We start from the raw sequence: 18,807 nt of genomic DNA, 5'->3' as shown, positions 1-18,807 counted from the left end.
CCGGACCCGGACGCCCCTCCCCCGATCGAGGAACCGCCGGGTCCCATTCCGGTCCCGCCGCAGGAGCCCCCACCCCGACCGGAGCGTCTCGCGCCCCCGCTGCGGAACCCGTCCTGATGCCCGCCCCCTGCCCGCCTATCCGGACGATGGGGGCAGGGCCGGCGGCACCGGGCCGCAGGGGGAGCCGTCGGTTATATCCATTCGCCCCCGGAACGCCTCCCCCTTTCTCGGGTTTGAACAGCGACCCCCCTGAGGCGAACCCCCTGAGGCGGACCGGAAGGACGGGACCGGCGATCGGCAGCAGCCCGGCACCCGTCGAGACGAGGGAGAATCGTCGATGCGAGCGAACCTGTTGACGGCGGCCGTGGCGCTCACGGTCATGGCCGTTCCCGGTTATTCCCTGGCCCAGCAGCTCCAGCAGGAGCAGACGGCACCGCAGGCGCAGCAGCCGACAGGCCCCGACGGCGCCCGGCAGCAGGTGATGGCCGAACTCCGCGGCCACCAGCAGGCGGCCCAGCAGGCCTACCAGTCCTTGCAGCAGGCCCGCGGCCAGAACGATCCGCGGGCGCTGGGCGAGGCCCGGCGACAGACCCACCGCGCCCTGGCCGCGTTGCGCCAGTCCCTGGCCCGCGCCCAGGCTCTGCCGGCGATCCAGAGCGACTCCGACGCCAGACGCGCCTTCTCCGAAGCCGGACAGCGGGTCGAGGAGGCCCTCCTCGCCCTCTCGGGTCCCGGCCGGAGCGACGACCAGGAGAGTTTCGCCGCCTTCCGGGGGATTCAGCAGGCCACAGGCCTGGAGGTGCAGGGCGAGCCCGCTACCGTCGCCGTGGACCAGGGCGCGCCGGAAGTTCAGGTGCAGCAGGTCAGGCCGGAGGTCAGCGTGCAGCAGCCGGCGCCGCAGGTGGTCGTCGAGCAGGCACCGCCGCAGGTCACGGTGAAGCAGAACCCGCCGCGCATCGTCGTCCGCTACTTCCCGCCCGAGGTCACCGTCCGCCAGTTCGAGCCGGAGATCATCGTCCGCCAGCGCGACCCCGAGGTGATGATCGAGCAGCCCGATCCGGAGGTCTCCATCCAGCAGGCTGAACCCCGCGTCGCGGTGCAGCAGGCCCGGCCGGAGGTCCAGGTACAGCAGGCGCCGCCGCGGGTGGCCGTGCGGCAGCCCGAGCCGGAGATCGAGGTGACCCAGCCCGAGCCGCGGGTCCAGACCACCCCGCCGTCTGGCGCTCAGGCCATGACGGCGCCGGAGAACCAGCAGCAGCAATCCCGGCAGACCCAGCAGCCGCAGCAGCGGGCGGACACCGACCCGACCTCCGACAGCGAAGCCTCCAGCACCCGCCCGGCGCCGGTCCAGACCGCTGAACCGACGCAGACGGCTCCGACCCGGACGGCCCGAACAGAGGCGGACCAGTCACAGGCGCCCCAGCCACAGGCGTCAGAGACCACCGGCACCTCCCGCCAGCAGCAGGAACAGGAGCCGCAACAGCCACAGCAGCAGGCCGCCGCAGGTCCGTCCACCGACGAGGCCTCCAGCGCCCGCCCGGCGCCGGCACAGTCGGCCCCGCCCGCCCGGATCGAGCCGCCGCCCAGCGCCCAGGTCGGGACCGTGCCGCGCTCGGCCCAGCGCGACCCGTCCACCCTGCCGGCTCCGACCCGGACCGCCCCGGCACAGACGGCCCAGTCACAGGCGGCCCAGTCACAGACGTCAGAGACCACCGGCACCTCCCGCCAGGAGCCGCAGCAGGCAGACTCCGGCGGGCAGCAGCAGGCGGCAGCCGGTGGAGAGCAGCCCCGGACGCAGACCGCCGGAACCCGGCAGGGACAGCCGCAGGCTGAAACCCGGCAGCCGGCGACGGGCGGCCAACCGGCGGCGGGCGGCCAACCGACGACGGGCGGGCAGCAGGCCCGGCAGCAGGCGGCGACGGAGGAACAGCCGCAGGGCACCCTCCAGGCTCCTGCCACGGGACCGGACCAGATCTCGCCCACCCGTCGGATCGATCCCCCGCCCAGCGCCCAGGTCGGCGCGGTTCCGCGCTCGGCGCAGCGCGAGCCCTCGACCCTTCCCGTCGCGCAGGGCGACCAGCCCGGCGGCATGGCCGCGGCCTCGATGACCGGCGCCATGCACCGGATCGTGGGACGGGAAGCGGTGGACCCGCAGGGCACGACCGTCGGGACCGTGCGCGACGTGCTGCTGTCGCAGGACGGCAGCGGGGTCGAGGCGCTGGTGATCGCGCTGGAGGAAGACAGCCGTCTGGTGCGGGTCCCCTTCTCCGGCACGCGGATCGACTCCCGGGCGGAGGAGATCGTCCTGCCGATGCCGCGGGACGAGGTGATGAACGCCCCGGCCTTCACCGGTACGCGGCGCGCGACGGCCGAACCCGCCGGACAGACCCGCTGACCGGACGCCAGGACAGGAGGAGCGAGATGACCATCGCCAGACTTCCCATCGCCGCCGCCCTGCTGCTGGCCCTGCCCGGCACGGCGGCCCTGGCCCAGGACCGCCCGCAGGACCCGGGACAGGCCCAGGGCAACCAGACCGTGACGCGGACGCAGCAGGAGACCGAGATCCAGGTGCGCCAGCCGCCGCCGCAGGTCCAGGTCGCCCCGCCCCCCGGCGGGCCGGTCCAGGCCGAGGTCCAGGGCGGACAGGCGAACGTCCAGATCCGCCGGGCCGAGGCCAACATCCAGGTCGAGACGGCGGAACCGCAGGTCGTCGTCGAACAGGCCCAGGAGAAGCCGCAGGTCCGGATCGAGCGGATGAACCGGCACGAGGCGTCGCTCTACGACGCCGGCCTGGACCGGCAGAAGCTGATCGGCCTCGATGTCGTGGATCAGGGCGGCGACGATGTCGGCGAGGTCCACGACCTGGTCCTGGCCAAGGGCGGCGGGATCGAAAGCCTGGTCGTGCAGACCAGCACGGGCTTCCTCGGCATGAACGAGCGGCTGGTCGCCGTACCCTTCGACACGGTCCGCGTCGGCCAGGACGGCGATCAGGTGCGGCTGCCGATCTCCTCCGACGCGCTGCGCGAGGCACCGGACTTCAGCTATGACGGGCAGCGGCAGGTGATGCTGGGCCCGGACGGGGAACGCGATCAGCGCCAGTCCGCCGGGCAGCAGCCCGGACAGGCACAGCAGCCCGCGCAGGCCCGGCAGTCAGGCCAGGGGCAGCAGTCAGGCCAGGGGCAGCAGTCAGGCCAGGGGCGGGCCACCGGTCAGGCGCCGCAGCCCGGTCAGGGGCAGTAGGGCCCGCATTCCCGACGAACGATCCGGCCCCGGCGGTGCGCCGCCGGGGCCGCCGGCACACCGAACAGAGGGAGACCGAGAATGACCTACGAGACGTCGCGTCTGCTGCGACTGGCCGCGGTGGCCGCCTTCGCCCTGCCCCTGCTGGCGGCCTGCGGCGACGACCAGCAGAACGCCCAGGAGCCGGCCAGCCAGCCCGCGACCACCACGGGGACGGCGGAGCCCGGCACCACGACCACGGTGCCACCGTCGGGCACGGCCTCCGATACGACCACCACCCCGCCCGCGGGCACCGCGACGGAGCCGGAGGTCGGCTTGCAGGAGGAGCCGGTCACCCCGACCCCGCCGGGAGCGGCGCCGGGCCAGTCGGACGAGCCGGTCGAAGGGGCGCTGGAACAGACCGACGAGGCGATCCGGACCGTGCCGGAGAAGCCCGACGGCCAGCAGTGATCCGCGCAGTGCGGACCAGATGGCACGCAGCAAGGACGGGCGGCTTCGGCCGCCCGTTCAGTGTCTGGCCCGTTCCGTGTCTGGCCCGTTCCGTGTCTGGAGTGAGCCCGACGGAAACGACCGCCGGGTCCCTGAAGCAGAAAGGGCGGCCCGCCGGGGCCGCCCTTTCTCAACCGATCGGACCGGAAAGGCTCAGCCTTCCTCGGACTCGTCCTTCACCTCGACCGGGCCGCTGTCCTGGCCCTTGGCCTCCGGATCGCGGTCCACCAGCTCGATCACGCCCATCGGGGCGGCATCGCCGTAGCGGAAGCCGGCCTTCAGCACGCGGGTGTAGCCGCCGGGGCGGCCCTTGTAGCGCTCGGCCAGGGTGGTGAACAGCTTCTCGACCATGTCGTGGTCGCGCAGCTCGGCATAGGCGCGGCGCTTGTTGGCAAGGCCGCCCTTCTTGCCCAGGGTGATCAGGCGCTCGACGATCGGACGCAGGTCCTTCGCCTTCGGCAGGGTCGTCTTGATCTGCTCGTGCTTGATCAGCGCGTTGGCCATGTTGGAGAACATGGCCAGACGGTGGGAGGTGGTGCGGTTGAACTTACGCCCGGCGATACCGTGACGCATGGCGGCTCTCCTTCATGGCTTGGGGCCCCGCAGGTCCCCGGTGGTGATCCCCGCGCGCCCTGACCGGATGGTCTGCACGGCGGAGGCGGGCCCGGACGGCCCGGAGGGAACGGCCCCCGGAAGAAGCTCCCGGAGGCCGGCGGAACGCGTGGCTCAGTACGGCTCTTCCAGACGCTTGGCCAGATCCTCGATGTTCTCGGGCGGCCAGTTCGGGATTTCCATACCGAGGTGCAGACCCATCTGGGCCAGCACTTCCTTGATCTCGTTCAGCGACTTGCGGCCGAAGTTCGGAGTCCGGAGCATCTCCGCCTCGGTCTTCTGCACCAGGTCGCCGATGTAGACGATGTTGTCGTTCTTGAGGCAGTTGGCCGAGCGGACCGAAAGTTCCAGCTCGTCCACCTTGCGCAGCAGGTTCTTGTTGAAGGGGATCTCGTCCGCCTTCGTCTCGGCGACCGCCGCCTGCGGCTCCTCGAAGTTGATGAACATCTGGAGCTGGTCCTGGAGGATGCGGGCGGCGATGGCCACCGCGTCCTCCGGGCTGACGGCCCCGTTCGTCTCCACGTTCAGCAGCAGCTTGTCGTAGTCCGTGGTCTGGCCGACGCGGGTGTTCTCCACCTTGTAGGCGACCTTGCGGACCGGGGAGAAGATCGCGTCCACCGGGATGAGCCCGATCGGCGCATCCTCCGGACGGTTCTGGCTGGCCGGGACGTAGCCCTTACCCATGGCGACCGTCAGTTCCATGTTCAGCCGCGCGCCGGAATCCAGCGTGCAGATGACATGGCCGGGGTCCAGCACCTCGATGTCGGCGCCGGTCTCGATCATGCCGGCGGTCACCTCGCACGGACCTTCGGCCCGCAGGCGCATGCGGCGCGGGCCCTCGGCGCCCATCTTCAGCGCCATGGCCTTGATGTTGAGGACGATATCCGTCACGTCCTCGCGCACGCCGGGGATCGAGGAGAATTCGTGCAGCACACCGTCGATGTGGATCGAGGTGACGGCGGCCCCCTGAAGCGAGGACAGCAGCACGCGACGGATCGCGTTGCCCAGCGTCAGACCGAAGCCCCGCTCCAGCGGGCCGGCGACGATGGTCGCCTCGCGCTTCGGATCGGAGCCCGGGGTGATGTCGAGCTTGCTGGGCTTTTCGAGGGTCTGCCAGTTCTTCTGGATCACGGGATAACCTCATGCCATCGGGGGTCGAGCATCCCCGGACACGGAACCCCGCCCCAATGCTTGGACGGCCGCGATGGCATGCGGCCGTCTGTCCCGGGGCGGGGTGTGTCCGGAGCGCGTTGGCGGGCGCCGGTCAGACGCGGCGCTTCTTCGGCGGACGCACGCCGTTGTGCGGAATCGGCGTCACGTCGCGGATCGAGGTGATCTGGAAGCCGATGGACTGGAGCGCGCGGAGAGCGGACTCACGCCCCGACCCCGGCCCCTTGACCTCGACCTCAAGGGTCTTCATCCCGTGCTCCTGCGCCTTGCGGCCGGCATCCTCGGCGGCCACCTGGGCGGCGTACGGGGTGGACTTGCGCGAACCCTTGAACCCCATGGTCCCGGCCGACGACCAGGCAATGGCGTTGCCCTGCGCGTCGGTGATGGTGATCATGGTGTTGTTGAAGCTCGCATTCACATGCGCAACACCGGCGGTGATGTTCTTGCGCTCACGGCGACGCAGGCGCGCGGCGGAGGCTGAAGGCTTGGCCATGGTCTGATCCTGCTCTCGCGATTACTTCTTCTTGCCGGCGATCGGCTTGGCCGGGCCCTTGCGGGTCCGCGCGTTCGTGTGCGTGCGCTGACCGCGGACCGGCAGGCCCTTGCGGTGGCGCAGGCCGCGATAGCAGGCCATGTCCATCAGGCGCTTGATGTTCATCGCGACTTCGCGACGCAGATCGCCTTCGACCTTGTAGTCGCTGTCGATCACTTCGCGGATGCGGAGCACTTCGTCGTCGGTGAGCTGGTGCACCCGGCGCTCGACCGGGATGCCGACCTTGCCGCAGATCTCCTTGGCCTTGGCCGCACCGATACCATGGATGTACTGAAGGGCGATCTCCACGCGCTTCTGCGTGGGAATATTGACGCCAGCGATACGCGCCACGCGCTCTCTCCTCGTCTCCTGCCCGCCTCCCGCGGAGGTCGGGCGATCTTCGTCCACACCCCGCCTGCCGCGACCCCGGACCGGGGCGATGCGGCGGAGCATCTCATCCGAAGAAACCCTGAGGGTGTCAGGATTCCCAAATCAAAGATGACCGCACGCCATCCCGCGCCCCATCAAAGGATGCGCTGGATCGGCTGCGGCCCGGTGACACCACCTCATACGGTGCGGCGTCGCCGCCAGCATCCGTAAGGCGCGCGAGTATACGCGCGGGGTGCATCGTGTCAACACATTCCCCCCCGACACACATTCCCCCCCGACGCGGACCGCCGAACCCGCCCGGATCCCGCATGCAAGAAGGGGCCGGTGGCGTTTCCGCCCCGGCCCCGATGCTTGCAGCAGAACGGCGTCGTCCCCTGGATCAACCGGCGATGATCGCCTCGATCTGGCGGGCGACTTCCGCAATGTCCGCCATGCCGTCCACCTGCTTCAGCACGCCGCGGTCGGCATAGTAGGGCAGGATCGGCGCGGTCTGGCGGTGATAGGCCTCCAGACGCTTGCCCACGGTCTCGGCATTGTCGTCGGCCCGGCGGGTGAACTCCGTCGAGCCGCAGACATCGCACACCCCGTCCTTGGCCGGACGCTTGAAGGTGTCGTGATAGCCCGTGCCGCACTTGGCGCAGGTGAAGCGGCCGGTGATGCGCTCGGTCAGCGCGGCATCGTCCACCACCATCTCGATCACATGGTCGAGGCGCAGGCCCTTCTCCGCCAGCATCCGGTCCAGCGCCTCCGCCTGCACCACCGTGCGGGGGAAGCCGTCCAGGATGAAACCCTTGGCACAGTCCGGCTGCTCGATACGGTCGGCGATCATCTCGATCATGACCTCGTCGGGCACGAGCTGGCCCGCTTTCATGATCGCGTCCGCCCGCTGGCCCAGCGGCGAGCCGCTGCGGACCAGGGCCCGCAGCATGTCGCCCGTCGAAAGCTGGACCATGCCCCGCGTGCGTTCGAGCCGCTGCGCCTGGGTCCCCTTCCCGGCGCCCGGCGGCCCCAACAGGATCAGATTCATCCCTTTCTCCCCCGAAGCTTGGCCTTCTTGATAAGGCCTTCGTACTGGTGAGCCAACAGGTGGGAATGGATCTGCGCCACGGTATCCATGGTGACGGTAACGACGATCAGCAGGCTGGTGCCGCCGAAATAGAAGGGCATCGAATACCGGGAGATCAGGAATTCCGGCAGCAGGCAGACCACGGTGAGATAAGCCGCACCGATCACCGTCAGTCGCGTCAGCACGAAATCAAGATAGTCGGCGGTGTTCTTGCCCGGACGGATACCCGGAATGAAGCCGCCATACTTCTTCAGGTTCTCCGCCGTCTCCGTCGGATTGAAGACGATGGCGGTATAGAAGAAGCAGAAGAAGATGATCAGTGCCGCATAGAGCGACATGTAGAGCGGCGTCCCGTGCCCGAGATAGGCCGACAGGGTCCGCAGCCACTCCGGCCCTTCGCCACCGCTGAACCCTACCGCGGTCAGCGGCAGCAGCAGCAGAGAGGACGCGAAGATCGGCGGGATGACGCCCGAGGTGTTGAGCTTCAGCGGCAGGTGCGAAGACTCGCCGCCGAACATCTTGTTGCCGACCTGACGCTTCGGATACTGGACGATCAGCCGGCGCTGCGCCCGCTCCATGAAGACGATGAAGGTCACGACCGCGACCGCCATCACCATCATGAAGATGATGAACCAGGTCTCGATCGCCCCGGTCCGGCCCAGCTCCAGGAGCTGCGCCAGCGCACCGGGCAGCGCCGCCACGATGCCGGCGAAGATGATCAGCGAGATGCCGTTGCCCACGCCGCGCGCCGTGATCTGCTCGCCCAGCCACATCAGGAACATGGTGCCGCCCACCATGGTGATGACGGTGCTGAGCTGGAAGAACACGCCGGGGTCCCGCACCGCGCCGATGCCGGCGCTGGTGCTCAGCCCTTCCAGACCGGCCGCGAGGCCGTAGGACTGGAAGATGGCGAGCGCCACGGTCAGGTAGCGGGTGTATTCGTTGAGCTTCTTGCGGCCCGATTCGCCTTCCTTCTTCAGCGCCTCCAGCGACGGCGACACGGCCGTCATGAGCTGGATGATGATGGACGCCGAGATGTACGGCATGATGTTCAGGGCGAAGATGCTCATGCGCTCGATGGCGCCGCCCGCGAACATGTTGAACATGCCCAGAATACCGCCCGACGCCTGGCTGAAGATGTCGGCGAAGGCCTGGGCGTTGATGCCGGGCAGCGGGACGTAGGTGCCCAACCGGTAGACGAGGAGGGCGCCCAGGGTGAACCAGAGGCGCTTCTTCAACTCGGTCGCCTTGGCGAAGGCGCCGAAATTGATGTTGGCGGCAAGCTGCTCGGCGGCGGATGCCATTCTCAGTCCCTTGAATTCAGAGTGCCCGACGGGCGCGCGGGGAAGGTAGCGATCCCGGCGTTGACAGACAACATCCATCGACCGCGGCGTCGTGTCGACAGTCATCGACGGGGGCGTCGCATCGGAAGCGGCCGCACGTCGATCCCATGGCGAGCGACCCCACGCTCCGGAACGTCATCCGGCGTCCGCTGCGTCGCCGACAGGACGGATATGGCCGGCCGGCCCTCGCGGATCAAGCCGCCGGCGATCTGCGACAGCCGTCGCGGGCCCGGTCGCCGCGACCCGGAACGGCCTGCGGCATGCCAGGAGCACGGCCGTGGCCCTGACGGGGCGCTTCAGCAGGGGAAGGCCCGGAGCCGATGGTTCCGTGCGCCCGGGACCCGCCCTGCCCTTCCGGCCGGACGGGTTCCCTTGGAAACGGAAAGGCCGGCGTCTGGCGCCGGCCTTCCGGATCACTCGGCCGCGGCCGCCGGCTCGCCGCCGGTGACGACGACCTTGCCGCCCGCCTTCTCGACCGCCTCGACGGCGGCGGCGGAAGCCCCCGCCACCTCGAAGGTGACGGCAGTGGTGAGAGTGCCCTTCGCCAGCAGGCGGACACCGTCACGCGAGGCCTTCACCAGCCCGGCCTTGCGCAGCACGTCCACCGTGACCGGGGCGCCCGTCTCCAGACGGCCCGCCTCGATGGCAGCCTGGATCTTGCCCAGGTTCACCACCGCGTAGTCCTTGGCGAAGATGTTGCGGAAGCCGCGCTTCGGCAGCCGGCGGTGCAAGGGCATCTGACCGCCCTCGAACCCCTTGATCGACACGCCGGTACGGGACTTCTGACCCTTCACGCCGCGGCCACCGGTCTTGCCCTTGCCGGACCCGATGCCGCGCCCCACGCGCATCCGCTGCTTGCGGGCGCCGGGGTTGTCCTTCAGTTCATTCAACTTCATGGGAGCGTTCCTTCAAGCCGTATCGAGAAGGCCTCAGGAGGCCTTCTCGACGCGCACGAGGTGATGCACCTTGGCGATCATGCCCCGCACGGCCGGAGTATCCTCCAGCTCGCGCGTCCGGTGCAGCTTGTTCAGGCCGAGGCCGACCAGGGTGGCCCGCTGGTCGGACTTCCGACCGATCGGGCTGCCGATCTGCGTGACGACGATGGTGTTCTTCTCGCTCATGCCGCGGCCTCCTTGCTCTCGCCAGCGCCCGTCTCGCGCTTGCCGAGGATGTCGCTGACGCGGCGGCCGCGGCGGGCAGCGACGGCCCGCGGGCTGACGCAGCGGCTCAGCGCGTCGAACGTCGCCTTGATCATGTTGTGCGGGTTCGACGTGCCGACCGACTTGGTCACCACGTCGGCCACGCCCAGCGCCTCCAAGATCGCGCGCATCGGACCGCCGGCGATGATGCCGGTGCCCGGAGGAGCGGCCCGCAGCACGACCCGGCCGGCACCGAAGTGGCCGTACACGTCATGATGCAGGGTCCGGCCTTCCCGCAGGGGGACGCGGATCATGGAGCGCTTGGCCTGGTCGGTGGCCTTGCGGATGGCCTCCGGAACCTCGCGCGCCTTGCCGGCGCCGACGCCGACGCGGCCCTTCGCGTCGCCCACGACCACCAGGGCGGCGAAGCCGAAGCGACGGCCGCCCTTCACCACCTTCGCCACGCGGTTGATGCCGACGAGCTTTTCGACAAGCTCCTCGCCATCCTCCCGCCGCTCGGCGCGGTCGCCGCCGCGCTCGCGCCGTTCGCCGCGGTCACGACCCCGGCGTTCCCGCTCGCCGCCCGCGGCCTCAGACTCGTTACGTGCCATGGTCGATACCCCTTAGAACTGCAGGCCGGCTTCGCGCGCGGCGTCGGCCAGAGCCTTCACCCGGCCATGGAACAGGTAGGCGCCACGGTCGAAGACGACCGCGGTGACGCCCTTCGCCGTGGCGCGCTCGGCGATGAGCTTGCCCACCGCCTTCGCCGCGTCGATATCGGCACCCGTCTTGAGGCCTTCGCGCAGATCCTTGTCCAGGCTCGACGCCGCGGCGAGCGTGTGGCCCGCCGTGTCGTCGATGATCTGGGCATAGATGTGCTTGCTGGAGCGGAACACGGACAGACGCGGACGGCCGCTGCCGTACTTCTTGATCCGGGCCCGGACGCGCTGCTTGCGCCGCGCGTTGAGTTCGTTTTGCTTGCTCATGTCCCGCGCCCCTACTTCTTCTTGCCTTCCTTACGGATGATCACCTCGTTCTCGTACTTCACACCCTTGCCCTTGTAGGGCTCGGGCCCACGGAACGCGCGGATCTCCGCGGCCACCTGGCCGACCTGCTGCTTGTCCGTGCCACTCACCGACACCGAAGTCGGCTTATCGCACTTGATCGTGATCCCCTCGGGGATGGGGTACCGGATCTCATGGCTGTAGCCCAGGTTCAGGACCAGGTCCTTGCCCTGGACGGCAGCCTTGTAGCCGACGCCGTTGATCTCGAGGTTCTTGGTGAAGCCGTCATTGACGCCCTTCACCAGATTGAACACCAGGGTCCGCGCGGTGGCCCAGTTCTGGCGGGCGCGCTTGGTCTCGGTGCGGGGCTGCACGACGACCTTGCCATCCTCCATGGAGACGGCGATGTCGTCGATGAGGGACAGGCTGAGCTGACCCAGCTTGCCCTTGGCGGTGAGGTTCTGGCCGGCGACCGTGACGGTCACACCGGCCGGCACCGGAACCGGATGCTTGCCGATACGCGACATGTCCGTTCTCCTTAGAACACCTTGCAGAGGACCTCGCCGCCGACATTGGCAGCGCGGGCCTCCGCATCGGACATGACGCCCCGCGGCGTCGACAGGATCGCAATACCCAGCCCGTTGTAGACGCGGGGCAGGTCGGCGATCTTCGAATAGATGCGGCGGCCCGGCTTGGAGACGCGGTGGATCTCCTTAATCACAGGCTCGCCTTCATGGTACTTCAGCTCGATGCGCAGATTGCGCACACCGGGGCGGACATCCTCGACATTGTAGCCGCGGATGTAGCCCTCACGCTTCAGCACTTCCAGGACATTCGTGCGCAGCTTCGAGGCCGGGCTCGTGATGACCGACATACGGGCCTTCTGACCGTTCCGGATACGGGTCAGCATATCGCCCAGGGGATCGCTCAGGTTCATTACCCGACCCTCCTTACCAGCTCGACTTGGTCATGCCGGGGATCTGGCCCGTAGAGGCCAGCTCACGCAGCGTGACGCGGGAGAGACGGAACTTGCGATAGTAGGCGCGCGGGCGCCCCGTCAGCTCGCAGCGGTTCCGGATGCGGACCTTGCTGCCGTTGCGCGGCATCTCGGCCAGCTTCAGGACCGCCTGGAACCGCTCCTCCGGGGGGAGGTCGCGGTCGCGGGCGATGGCACGCAGCGCTTCGCGCTTCGGCGCCTGCTGCGCCACCATCTTGCGGCGGCGCTTGTTCTTCTCGACAGAGCTCTTCTTAGCCATGGTCTCGCTCCCGCCGCTCAGTTGCTGAACGGCATGTCGAAGCCCTTCAGGAGCGCCTTGGCCTCCTTGTCGGTCTTCGCCGTCGTCACGATGATGATGTCCATGCCCCGGACCTCGTCGACCTTGTCGTAGTCGATTTCCGGGAAGATCAACTGCTCCTTCAGGCCCATGGCGTAGTTGCCACGGCCATCGAAGCTGTTGCCGGGGATGCCGCGGAAGTCGCGGACACGCGGCAGGGCGATCGTCACCAGACGGTCGAGGAACTCGTACATGCGGTCGCGGCGCAGGGTGACCTTGCAGCCGATCGGCATGTTCTCGCGCAGCTTGAACTGGGCGATGGACTTGCGGGCGCGCGTCACAACGGGCTTCTGGCCGGTGATCGCGGTCAGATCGGCGACGGCGGACTGGATCTTCTTGCCGTCGCCGGCCGCTTCGCCGACGCCCATGTTGATGACGATCTTCTCGATGCGCGGCACTTCCATGTCGTTGGCGTAGTTGAACTCCGCCTTCAGACTCGGCCGGACCACGGTGTCGTAACGCTCTTTCAGTCGGGCAGCCATGGTCCGCCTCACAGGTCGATGATTTCGCCGGACGCCTTGGCGACGCGCACCTTGCGGCCGTCTTCGAGCGTCTTGAACCCCACGCGGGTCGGCTTGCTGGTCTTCGGGTCGATGTGCGCCACGTTGGACACGTGCAGCGCCGCCTCGATCTCGACAATGCCGCCCTGCTGGGTCGGGGTCGGGCGCTGGTGCTTCTTCACCAGATTGACGCCCCGCACCTTGACCCGGTTCTCCTTCGGCAGGACCTCGATGACCTCACCCGTCTTTCCCTTGTCCTTGCCGGTGAGGACGACCACGCGGTCGTTCTTGCGGATCTTCGCGGCCATCACAGCACCTCCGGCGCCAGGGAAATGATCTTCATGTACTTCTTGGCGCGCAGCTCACGCGTCACCGGCCCGAAGATGCGGGTGCCGATCGGCTCGCCCTGCTTGTTGATGAGCACGGCCGCGTTGCGGTCGAAGCGGATGCAGGAGCCGTCCTCACGACGGATCTCCTTGGCGGTGCGGACGATGACGGCGCGATGCACGTCACCCTTCTTCACGCGGCCGCGCGGGATCGCCTCCTTCACCGAGACGACGATGACGTCGCCAACGGCGGCGAACCGGCGACCCGCGCCGCCCAGCACCTTGATGCACTGCACCCGGCGCGCGCCGCTGTTGTCCGCGACCTCCAGGTTGGTTTGCATCTGGATCATGGGATGATTTCCTTATGCTCAGCTTGCAGCGCCGGCCTCGGCGGCCGCGCCGGTAACCACGGTCCACCGCTTCCGCTTCGAGATCGGACGGCATTCCTCGATCTGGACGACATCGCCGATCTTGAACGCGTTCGCCTCGTCGTGGGCGGCGTACTTCTTGGACTGCTTGATGAACTTCTTATAGACGGGGTGCATGACGCGGCGTTCTACCAAGACGATGATCGTCTTGTCGCCCTTGTCGCTCACCACCGTGCCCTGCAAAATACGCCGGGGCATAACAGGCTCCCCCTACTCAGGACGCGGGCTGAGCGGACCGGGTCCGCTCGCCCAGGATGGTCTTGATGCGCGCGATGTCGCGACGCACCTCCCGGACCCGCGCCGTATTCTCCAGCTGCCCGGAGGCGCGCTGGAAGCGCAGGTTGAACTGCTCCTTCTTGAGCTGGAGGAGCTGCTCGTTCAGCTCATCCGCGCTCTTGGTGCGAATGTCGGTGGCCTTCGTCATGCCTCACCTCCCTCACCCAGGCGGGTGATGAACCGCGTCTTGATCGGCAGCTTGGCAGCCGCCAGCTCGAAGGCGCGCTTGGCGAGATCGAGCGGAACGCCGTCGACCTCGAACATGATACGACCCGGATGCACGCGGGCCGCCCAGAATTCGGGCGAGCCCTTACCGGAGCCCATTCGGACTTCGGCCGGCTTGGTCGAGACCGGGAGGTCGGGGAAAATCCGGATCCAGACCCGCCCCTGACGCTTCAGGTGGCGGGTGATGGCCCGGCGCGCGCTCTCGATCTGGCGCGCGGTGACGCGCATCGGCTCCACGGCCTTCAGGCCGTAGGCGCCGAAATTGAGGGAGGTACCGCCCTTGGCCGTGCCGTGGATGCGGCCCTTGTGGGCCTTGCGGTACTTGGTACGCTTCGGACTCAGCATGGCAATCGCCTTTCGTATCCCTGCCAGTATCCGACCGGTCAGCGGGCCGGCGCCTGCTCCATGGCGCGCTTGTCCTGCGCCATGGGGTCGTGCGCCAGGATCTCACCCTTGAACACCCAGACCTTCACGCCGCAGGTGCCGTAGGTGGTCTTGGCCGTGGCCGTCCCGTAGTCGATGTCGGCGCGGAGGGTGTGCAGCGGCACGCGGCCTTCGCGGTACCACTCCAGACGCGCGATCTCCGCCCCGCCCAGACGGCCGGAGCAGTTGATCCGGATGCCCTGGGCGCCCAGGCGCATGGCCGACTGCACGGCGCGCTTCATGGCGCGACGGAAGGCGACGCGGCGCTCGAGCTGGCTGGCGATGTTCTCGGCGATCAGCCGGGCGTCGAGTTCCGGCTTGCGGATCTCGACGATGTTCAGGCTGACCTCACCGCCGGCCATGGTGCCCAGCGTGCCACGCAGCTTCTCGATGTCGGCGCCCTTCTTGCCGATCACCACACCCGGACGGGCCGTGTGGATGGTGACGCGGGCCTTCTTGGCCGGCCGCTCGATGACGATGCGGGACACGCCGGCAGCCTGCAACTTGCCTTGCAGGAACTTGCGCAGCTTCAGGTCCTGGTGCAGCAGCTCCGCATAGTCGCGCGCGGCGAACCAGCGGCTGTCCCAGGTCCGGTTGATGCCGAGCCGCAGCCCGACGGGATTGACTTTCTGACCCATTACTCGGCGGCCTCCTGGACCGGCTCGTCGGCGCGCTCACGCACGACCACGGTGAGGTTGCTGAACCACTTCTCGACACGGGCGCCGCGACCGCGGGCCCGGGCGTGGAAGCGCTTCATCACCAGGGCGCGGCCCACGGTGGCGTGGGACACGTACAGCCGGTCGACGTCGAGCTGATGGTTGTTTTCGGCGTTGGCGATGGCCGACTGCAACACCTTCTTCACCTCGCCGGCGACGCGCCGCTTGGAGAAGGTGAGCAGGGCCAGCGCCTCACCGGCGGTCTTCCCCCGGATCAGCTGCGCGACCAGGTTCAGCTTACGCGGGCTCGACCGGATCAACCGGGCGAAGGCCTGGGCCTCGTTTTCGGAGAGGCGCCGCTCTGCCGCTGGCTTGCCCATGTTACTTCCTCTTCGCCTTCTTGTCGGCCGCGTGGCCGTAGAACGTCCGCGTCGGCGAGAACTCTCCGAACTTGTGGCCGATCATGTTCTCGGTCACCAGCACCGGCAGGAACTTCTGGCCGTTGTACACCCCGAAGGTGAGGCCCACGAACTGCGGCAGGATGGTGGAGCGGCGCGACCAGATCTTGATGATCTCGTTGCGGCCCGACGCGCGCGCCTTCTCTGCCTTCTTCAACAGGTAGCCGTCAACGAACGGCCCCTTCCAGACGGAACGGGTCACGGCTCCACTCCTTACTTCGCACGACGACGGATGATGAACTTGTCCGTCGCCTTGTTTTGACGCGTCTTCTTACCCTTGGTCGGCTTGCCCCACGGGGTGACCGGGTGGCGGCCGCCGGACGTGCGGCCTTCGCCGCCGCCGTGCGGGTGGTCGATCGGGTTCATGACCACGCCGCGGACGGACGGGCGACGCCCGAGCCAGCGGTTGCGGCCGGCCTTGCCGATCACGACGTTGGCCTGGTCCGGGTTCGAAACCGCGCCGATGGTGGCGAAGCATTCCCCGCGGACGACGCGCAGCTCGCCCGAGGGCAGCTTGAGCTGGGCGTAGCCCTGGTCGCGGCCGACGAGCTGCAGGTAGGTACCGGCGGCGCGCGCCAACTGCCCGCCCTTGCCCGGCTTCAGCTCGACATTGTGCACGATGGTGCCGACCGGGATGTTCCGCAGCGGCATGGCGTTGCCCGGCTTCACGTCGACCTTCTCACCGGAGACGACGGTGTCGCCGGCCTTCAGCCGCTGCGGCGCCAGGATGTAGGCCAGGGTGCCGTCCGTGTACCGGATCAGGGCGATGAACGCCGTCCGGTTCGGATCGTACTCCAGCCGCTCCACGGTCGCCGGCATGTCCGGCTTCATGCGGCGCTTGAAGTCCACCAGGCGGTAGCGGCGCTTGTGGCCACCACCCATGCGGCGCGCGGTGATGCGGCCGGTGTTGTTGCGGCCGCCGGAGCCGGTGAGGCCCTCGGTCAGAGCCTTGACGGGCTTGCCCTTCCACAGCTCCGAGCGGTCGACCAGCACAAGCTGGCGCAGGCTCGGCGTGATGGGACGGAACGTCTTCAATGCCATCGCTCTACCCTCACACGCCCGTCGTCACGTCGATCGTCTGTCCCTCGGCGAGGGTGACGACGGCCTTCTTGTAGTCCGACCGGCGGTAGACAGTGCCGCGGAAGCGCTTGGTCTTGCCCTTGACCACGACGGTGTTGACCGCCGTGACCTTGACCTTGAACACGCCCTCGACCGCCGCCTTGATCTCCGGCTTGGAAGCCTCCAGGGGCACCTTGAAGGTGACCTGGTTGTGCTCCGAGCCCATGGTGGCCTTCTCGGTGATGACAGGAGCGAGGATCAGATCGTACATCCGCTCCTGGCTCACCGTCGGCTTCGTCGTGGTCTTGCTCATTTCAGGCGGGCCTCCAGCTGCTCGACCGCGTTGCGGGTGAGCACCAGCACATCGCGACGCAGGATGTCGTAGACGTTGGCCCCCTGCTCCGGCAGCACATCCAGGTGCGGGATGTTGCGGGCAGCCCGCACGAACGTCTCGTCCAGGTTGGCGCCATCGATGATCAGGGCGGAGGTCAGCCCCAGCGTCTTGAGCTGGGCGGCCAGCGCCTTCGTCTTGTGCGTGTCGGCCTTGGCGGCCTCCAGCACGAAGAGCTTGCCCTCGGCGGCCTTGGTCGACAGGGCGGTCTTCAGGGCCAGCTTGCGGACCTTCTTGGTCAGGTCGTGCTCATGGCTGCGCACGACCGGCCCGAAGATGCGCGCGCCGCCGCGGAACTGCGGCGAGCGGGTCGAGCCCTGGCGGGCGCGGCCGGTGCCCTTCTGGCGCCACGGCTTCTTCGTGGTGCCGGCGATCTCGCTGATGCCCTTGGCCTTGTGCGTCCCCTGCCGGCGCTTGGCGAGCTGCCACAGCACCATGCGGGTCAGGATGTCCTGCCGGGTCGGCAGGCCGAAGACCTCGTCGGCCAGCTCGATCTCGCCGACCGTCTCGTTGTTCAGGTTCTTGACCGTCGTCTTCATGATACTCAGCCCTCCTGCGCGGCAGGAGTATCGGCCGCCGGTGCGCGGATCGCGCCCGGGAACGGCGCGCCGTCCGGCAGCTTCTTCTTCACGGCGTCCCGGATCAGGACCCAGCCGCCCTCGTGGCCGGGGATCGCGCCCTTGACCAGGATGAGGCCGCGCTCGGCATCCACCTGGACGACCTTCAGGTTCTGCACGGTGACCTTCTCGACGCCGTAGTGACCGGCCATCTTCTTGTTCTTGAAGGTCTTGCCGGGGTCCTGACGGCCGCCGGTCGAACCGTGGCTGCGGTGCGACACGGACACGCCGTGGGTCGCACGCAGACCGCCGAAGTTCCAGCGCCGCATCGGGCCCGTGAAGCCACGGCCGATGGTGGTGCCCGTCACGTCGACGAACTGACCGGGGACGAAGTGGTCGGCCGTGATCTCGGCGCCCACCTCGATCAGCGCGTCGGGGGTCACCCGGAACTCGACGAGCTTCTTCTTCGGCTCGACCTTGGCGCGGGCGAACTGCTCACGCTGGGCCTTGGCGACGTTCTTCACCTTGGCCTTGCCGGCGCCGAGTTGCAGGGCGGTGTAGCCGTCCCGGTCCTCGGTCCGCTGAGCGACCACCTGAACCTGGTCCAATTTCAGCACAGTCACCGGAACGTGCTCGCCCTCGTCCGTGAAGACGCGGGTCATGCCCAGTTTCTGCGCGATCAATCCGGATCGCATCGTCTTTCTTCTCCTACTGCGGGACGTCCTCTGTGGGAGAGGTCCCGTACGCCACATTCACTCAGATCTTGATCTCGACGTCGACGCCGGCGGCGAGGTCGAGCTTCATCAGCGCATCCACGGTCTGCGGCGTCGGATCGACGATGTCCAGCAGACGCTTGTGGGTGCGGATCTCGAACTGCTCACGCGACTTCTTGTCGATGTGCGGGCTGCGGTTGACCGTGAACTTCTCGATCTGCGTCGGAAGCGGGATCGGACCGCGAACCCGGGCACCGGTCCGCTTGGCGGTGTTGACGATCTCGCTCGTGCTCTGGTCGAGCACGCGGTGATCGAACGCCTTCAGGCGGATCCGGATGTTCTGGCTTTCCATCTTCGATACCCTTCTTCGGGGCGGCGCCGGGCGATCCCGGCGCCGGCCACCATTCCCGGCTGTTACTCGATGATCTTGGAGACGACGCCGGCGCCGACGGTGCGGCCGCCCTCGCGGATGGCGA

General features: G+C 68.4%; 30 protein-coding genes. 3 read left to right on the top strand and 27 right to left on the bottom strand.

From position 1 onward, the window contains the following. Positions 1 to 337: 337 nt before the first annotated feature. The 3 genes from ACFQPS_RS00675 to ACFQPS_RS00665 all read left to right on the top strand — a co-directional run bounded on the left by ACFQPS_RS00675 (position 338) and on the right by ACFQPS_RS00665 (position 3,690). Positions 338 to 2,395: a PRC-barrel domain-containing protein gene (locus ACFQPS_RS00675; protein WP_377355571.1), complete on the top strand. Its 2,058-nt coding sequence runs from the start codon at positions 338 to 340 to the stop codon at positions 2,393 to 2,395. A 26-nt stretch (positions 2,396 to 2,421) separates the two neighbouring features. After that, positions 2,422 to 3,240, top strand: a complete 819-nt coding sequence (locus tag ACFQPS_RS00670; RefSeq protein ID WP_377355569.1) for a PRC-barrel domain-containing protein — start codon at positions 2,422 to 2,424, stop codon at positions 3,238 to 3,240. Positions 3,241 to 3,321: 81 nt separating this feature from the next. Further along, positions 3,322 to 3,690, top strand: a complete 369-nt coding sequence (locus ACFQPS_RS00665) for a hypothetical protein (RefSeq protein WP_377355567.1) — start codon at positions 3,322 to 3,324, stop codon at positions 3,688 to 3,690. Positions 3,691 to 3,882: 192 nt separating this feature from the next. Here the strand turns inward: ACFQPS_RS00665 and rplQ are convergent, their stop codons facing one another. The 27 genes from rplQ to rpsJ form a co-directional block, all read right to left on the bottom strand. Next, entirely contained in the window at positions 3,883 to 4,302 is a 420-nt protein-coding gene (gene rplQ / locus ACFQPS_RS00660) for a 50S ribosomal protein L17 (RefSeq protein ID WP_377355565.1), read from the bottom strand. 153 nt (positions 4,303 to 4,455) lie between these two features. Beyond that, positions 4,456 to 5,472, bottom strand: coding sequence for a DNA-directed RNA polymerase subunit alpha (locus tag ACFQPS_RS00655; protein ID WP_012565957.1), 1,017 nt, complete (start codon positions 5,470 to 5,472; stop codon positions 4,456 to 4,458). A gap of 133 nt (positions 5,473 to 5,605) precedes the next feature. Then, positions 5,606 to 6,004 carry a 30S ribosomal protein S11 gene (gene rpsK, locus ACFQPS_RS00650; protein ID WP_012565956.1) on the bottom strand — a complete coding sequence of 133 codons (399 nt, stop codon included), beginning with the start codon at positions 6,002 to 6,004 and terminating at the stop codon, positions 5,606 to 5,608. Between the two features lie 21 nt (positions 6,005 to 6,025). Then, the gene (rpsM, locus tag ACFQPS_RS00645) at positions 6,026 to 6,394 is read right to left on the bottom strand and encodes a 30S ribosomal protein S13 (protein WP_012565955.1); all 369 of its coding nucleotides are present in this window, start codon (positions 6,392 to 6,394) and stop codon (positions 6,026 to 6,028) included. A gap of 418 nt (positions 6,395 to 6,812) precedes the next feature. Further along, positions 6,813 to 7,460: an adenylate kinase gene (locus ACFQPS_RS00640; RefSeq protein WP_377355561.1), complete on the bottom strand. Its 648-nt coding sequence runs from the start codon at positions 7,458 to 7,460 to the stop codon at positions 6,813 to 6,815. Continuing rightward, complete coding sequence (gene secY / locus ACFQPS_RS00635) at positions 7,457 to 8,803, bottom strand: preprotein translocase subunit SecY (RefSeq protein WP_377355559.1); 1,347 nt, start codon at positions 8,801 to 8,803, stop codon at positions 7,457 to 7,459. Before secY ends, ACFQPS_RS00640 begins: the two co-directional genes overlap by 4 nt. Positions 8,804 to 9,255: 452 nt before the next feature. Then, positions 9,256 to 9,738, bottom strand: coding sequence for a 50S ribosomal protein L15 (gene rplO / locus ACFQPS_RS00630; protein WP_377355557.1), 483 nt, complete (start codon positions 9,736 to 9,738; stop codon positions 9,256 to 9,258). Positions 9,739 to 9,771: 33 nt separating this feature from the next. Continuing rightward, positions 9,772 to 9,963 (bottom strand): 50S ribosomal protein L30, encoded by a 192-nt coding sequence (gene rpmD / locus ACFQPS_RS00625; protein ID WP_012565951.1) that lies wholly within the window; start codon positions 9,961 to 9,963, stop codon positions 9,772 to 9,774. Further along, on the bottom strand, positions 9,960 to 10,592 hold the full coding sequence (rpsE, locus tag ACFQPS_RS00620; protein WP_012565950.1) for a 30S ribosomal protein S5: 633 nt from the start codon (positions 10,590 to 10,592) through the stop codon (positions 9,960 to 9,962). Before rpsE ends, rpmD begins: the two co-directional genes overlap by 4 nt. Before the next feature lie 12 nt (positions 10,593 to 10,604). Continuing rightward, positions 10,605 to 10,967: a 50S ribosomal protein L18 gene (rplR, locus tag ACFQPS_RS00615; protein ID WP_012565949.1), complete on the bottom strand. Its 363-nt coding sequence runs from the start codon at positions 10,965 to 10,967 to the stop codon at positions 10,605 to 10,607. A gap of 11 nt (positions 10,968 to 10,978) precedes the next feature. Beyond that, on the bottom strand, positions 10,979 to 11,512 hold the full coding sequence (gene rplF, locus ACFQPS_RS00610) for a 50S ribosomal protein L6 (protein ID WP_012565948.1): 534 nt from the start codon (positions 11,510 to 11,512) through the stop codon (positions 10,979 to 10,981). Positions 11,513 to 11,523: 11 nt separating this feature from the next. Beyond that, on the bottom strand, positions 11,524 to 11,922 hold the full coding sequence (gene rpsH / locus ACFQPS_RS00605; protein WP_012565947.1) for a 30S ribosomal protein S8: 399 nt from the start codon (positions 11,920 to 11,922) through the stop codon (positions 11,524 to 11,526). Positions 11,923 to 11,935: 13 nt separating this feature from the next. After that, positions 11,936 to 12,241 carry a 30S ribosomal protein S14 gene (rpsN, locus tag ACFQPS_RS00600; protein WP_377355553.1) on the bottom strand — a complete coding sequence of 102 codons (306 nt, stop codon included), beginning with the start codon at positions 12,239 to 12,241 and terminating at the stop codon, positions 11,936 to 11,938. A gap of 17 nt (positions 12,242 to 12,258) precedes the next feature. Next, the gene (gene rplE, locus ACFQPS_RS00595; RefSeq protein WP_012565945.1) at positions 12,259 to 12,801 is read right to left on the bottom strand and encodes a 50S ribosomal protein L5; all 543 of its coding nucleotides are present in this window, start codon (positions 12,799 to 12,801) and stop codon (positions 12,259 to 12,261) included. An 8-nt stretch (positions 12,802 to 12,809) separates the two neighbouring features. After that, positions 12,810 to 13,127, bottom strand: coding sequence for a 50S ribosomal protein L24 (rplX, locus tag ACFQPS_RS00590; RefSeq protein WP_012565944.1), 318 nt, complete (start codon positions 13,125 to 13,127; stop codon positions 12,810 to 12,812). Then, a complete protein-coding gene (rplN, locus tag ACFQPS_RS00585; RefSeq protein ID WP_377355550.1) occupies positions 13,127 to 13,495 on the bottom strand; it encodes a 50S ribosomal protein L14 in 369 nt (122 codons plus the stop codon). The genes rplX and rplN overlap by 1 nt, the downstream gene beginning before the upstream one ends. A gap of 18 nt (positions 13,496 to 13,513) precedes the next feature. After that, on the bottom strand, positions 13,514 to 13,771 hold the full coding sequence (gene rpsQ / locus ACFQPS_RS00580; protein ID WP_377355548.1) for a 30S ribosomal protein S17: 258 nt from the start codon (positions 13,769 to 13,771) through the stop codon (positions 13,514 to 13,516). 16 nt (positions 13,772 to 13,787) lie between these two features. Further along, entirely contained in the window at positions 13,788 to 13,997 is a 210-nt protein-coding gene (gene rpmC / locus ACFQPS_RS00575) for a 50S ribosomal protein L29 (protein ID WP_012565941.1), read from the bottom strand. Beyond that, positions 13,994 to 14,419, bottom strand: a complete 426-nt coding sequence (rplP, locus tag ACFQPS_RS00570) for a 50S ribosomal protein L16 (protein ID WP_012565940.1) — start codon at positions 14,417 to 14,419, stop codon at positions 13,994 to 13,996. Before rplP ends, rpmC begins: the two co-directional genes overlap by 4 nt. 38 nt (positions 14,420 to 14,457) lie before the next feature. Next, a complete protein-coding gene (gene rpsC / locus ACFQPS_RS00565) occupies positions 14,458 to 15,135 on the bottom strand; it encodes a 30S ribosomal protein S3 (RefSeq protein WP_377355545.1) in 678 nt (225 codons plus the stop codon). Next, complete coding sequence (gene rplV / locus ACFQPS_RS00560) at positions 15,135 to 15,533, bottom strand: 50S ribosomal protein L22 (RefSeq protein WP_377355543.1); 399 nt, start codon at positions 15,531 to 15,533, stop codon at positions 15,135 to 15,137. The genes rpsC and rplV overlap by 1 nt, the downstream gene beginning before the upstream one ends. A gap of 1 nt (position 15,534) precedes the next feature. Beyond that, positions 15,535 to 15,813, bottom strand: a complete 279-nt coding sequence (gene rpsS / locus ACFQPS_RS00555) for a 30S ribosomal protein S19 (protein WP_012565937.1) — start codon at positions 15,811 to 15,813, stop codon at positions 15,535 to 15,537. 11 nt (positions 15,814 to 15,824) lie between these two features. Then, a complete protein-coding gene (gene rplB, locus ACFQPS_RS00550) occupies positions 15,825 to 16,652 on the bottom strand; it encodes a 50S ribosomal protein L2 (RefSeq protein ID WP_012565936.1) in 828 nt (275 codons plus the stop codon). A gap of 10 nt (positions 16,653 to 16,662) precedes the next feature. Then, positions 16,663 to 16,983, bottom strand: coding sequence for a 50S ribosomal protein L23 (locus ACFQPS_RS00545; RefSeq protein ID WP_377355541.1), 321 nt, complete (start codon positions 16,981 to 16,983; stop codon positions 16,663 to 16,665). Then, entirely contained in the window at positions 16,980 to 17,600 is a 621-nt protein-coding gene (gene rplD / locus ACFQPS_RS00540; protein ID WP_377355540.1) for a 50S ribosomal protein L4, read from the bottom strand. The genes ACFQPS_RS00545 and rplD overlap by 4 nt, the downstream gene beginning before the upstream one ends. A 5-nt stretch (positions 17,601 to 17,605) precedes the next feature. After that, entirely contained in the window at positions 17,606 to 18,313 is a 708-nt protein-coding gene (gene rplC / locus ACFQPS_RS00535) for a 50S ribosomal protein L3 (RefSeq protein ID WP_377355537.1), read from the bottom strand. A gap of 61 nt (positions 18,314 to 18,374) precedes the next feature. Further along, positions 18,375 to 18,683 carry a 30S ribosomal protein S10 gene (gene rpsJ, locus ACFQPS_RS00530; RefSeq protein ID WP_012565932.1) on the bottom strand — a complete coding sequence of 103 codons (309 nt, stop codon included), beginning with the start codon at positions 18,681 to 18,683 and terminating at the stop codon, positions 18,375 to 18,377. Positions 18,684 to 18,807: the final 124 nt, after the last annotated feature.

It is taken from the genome of Rhodocista pekingensis (assembly GCF_042665545.1).
Lineage (GTDB): Bacteria > Pseudomonadota > Alphaproteobacteria > Azospirillales > Azospirillaceae > Rhodocista > Rhodocista pekingensis.
This window is presented reverse-complemented; position numbering and strand designations above follow the sequence as displayed.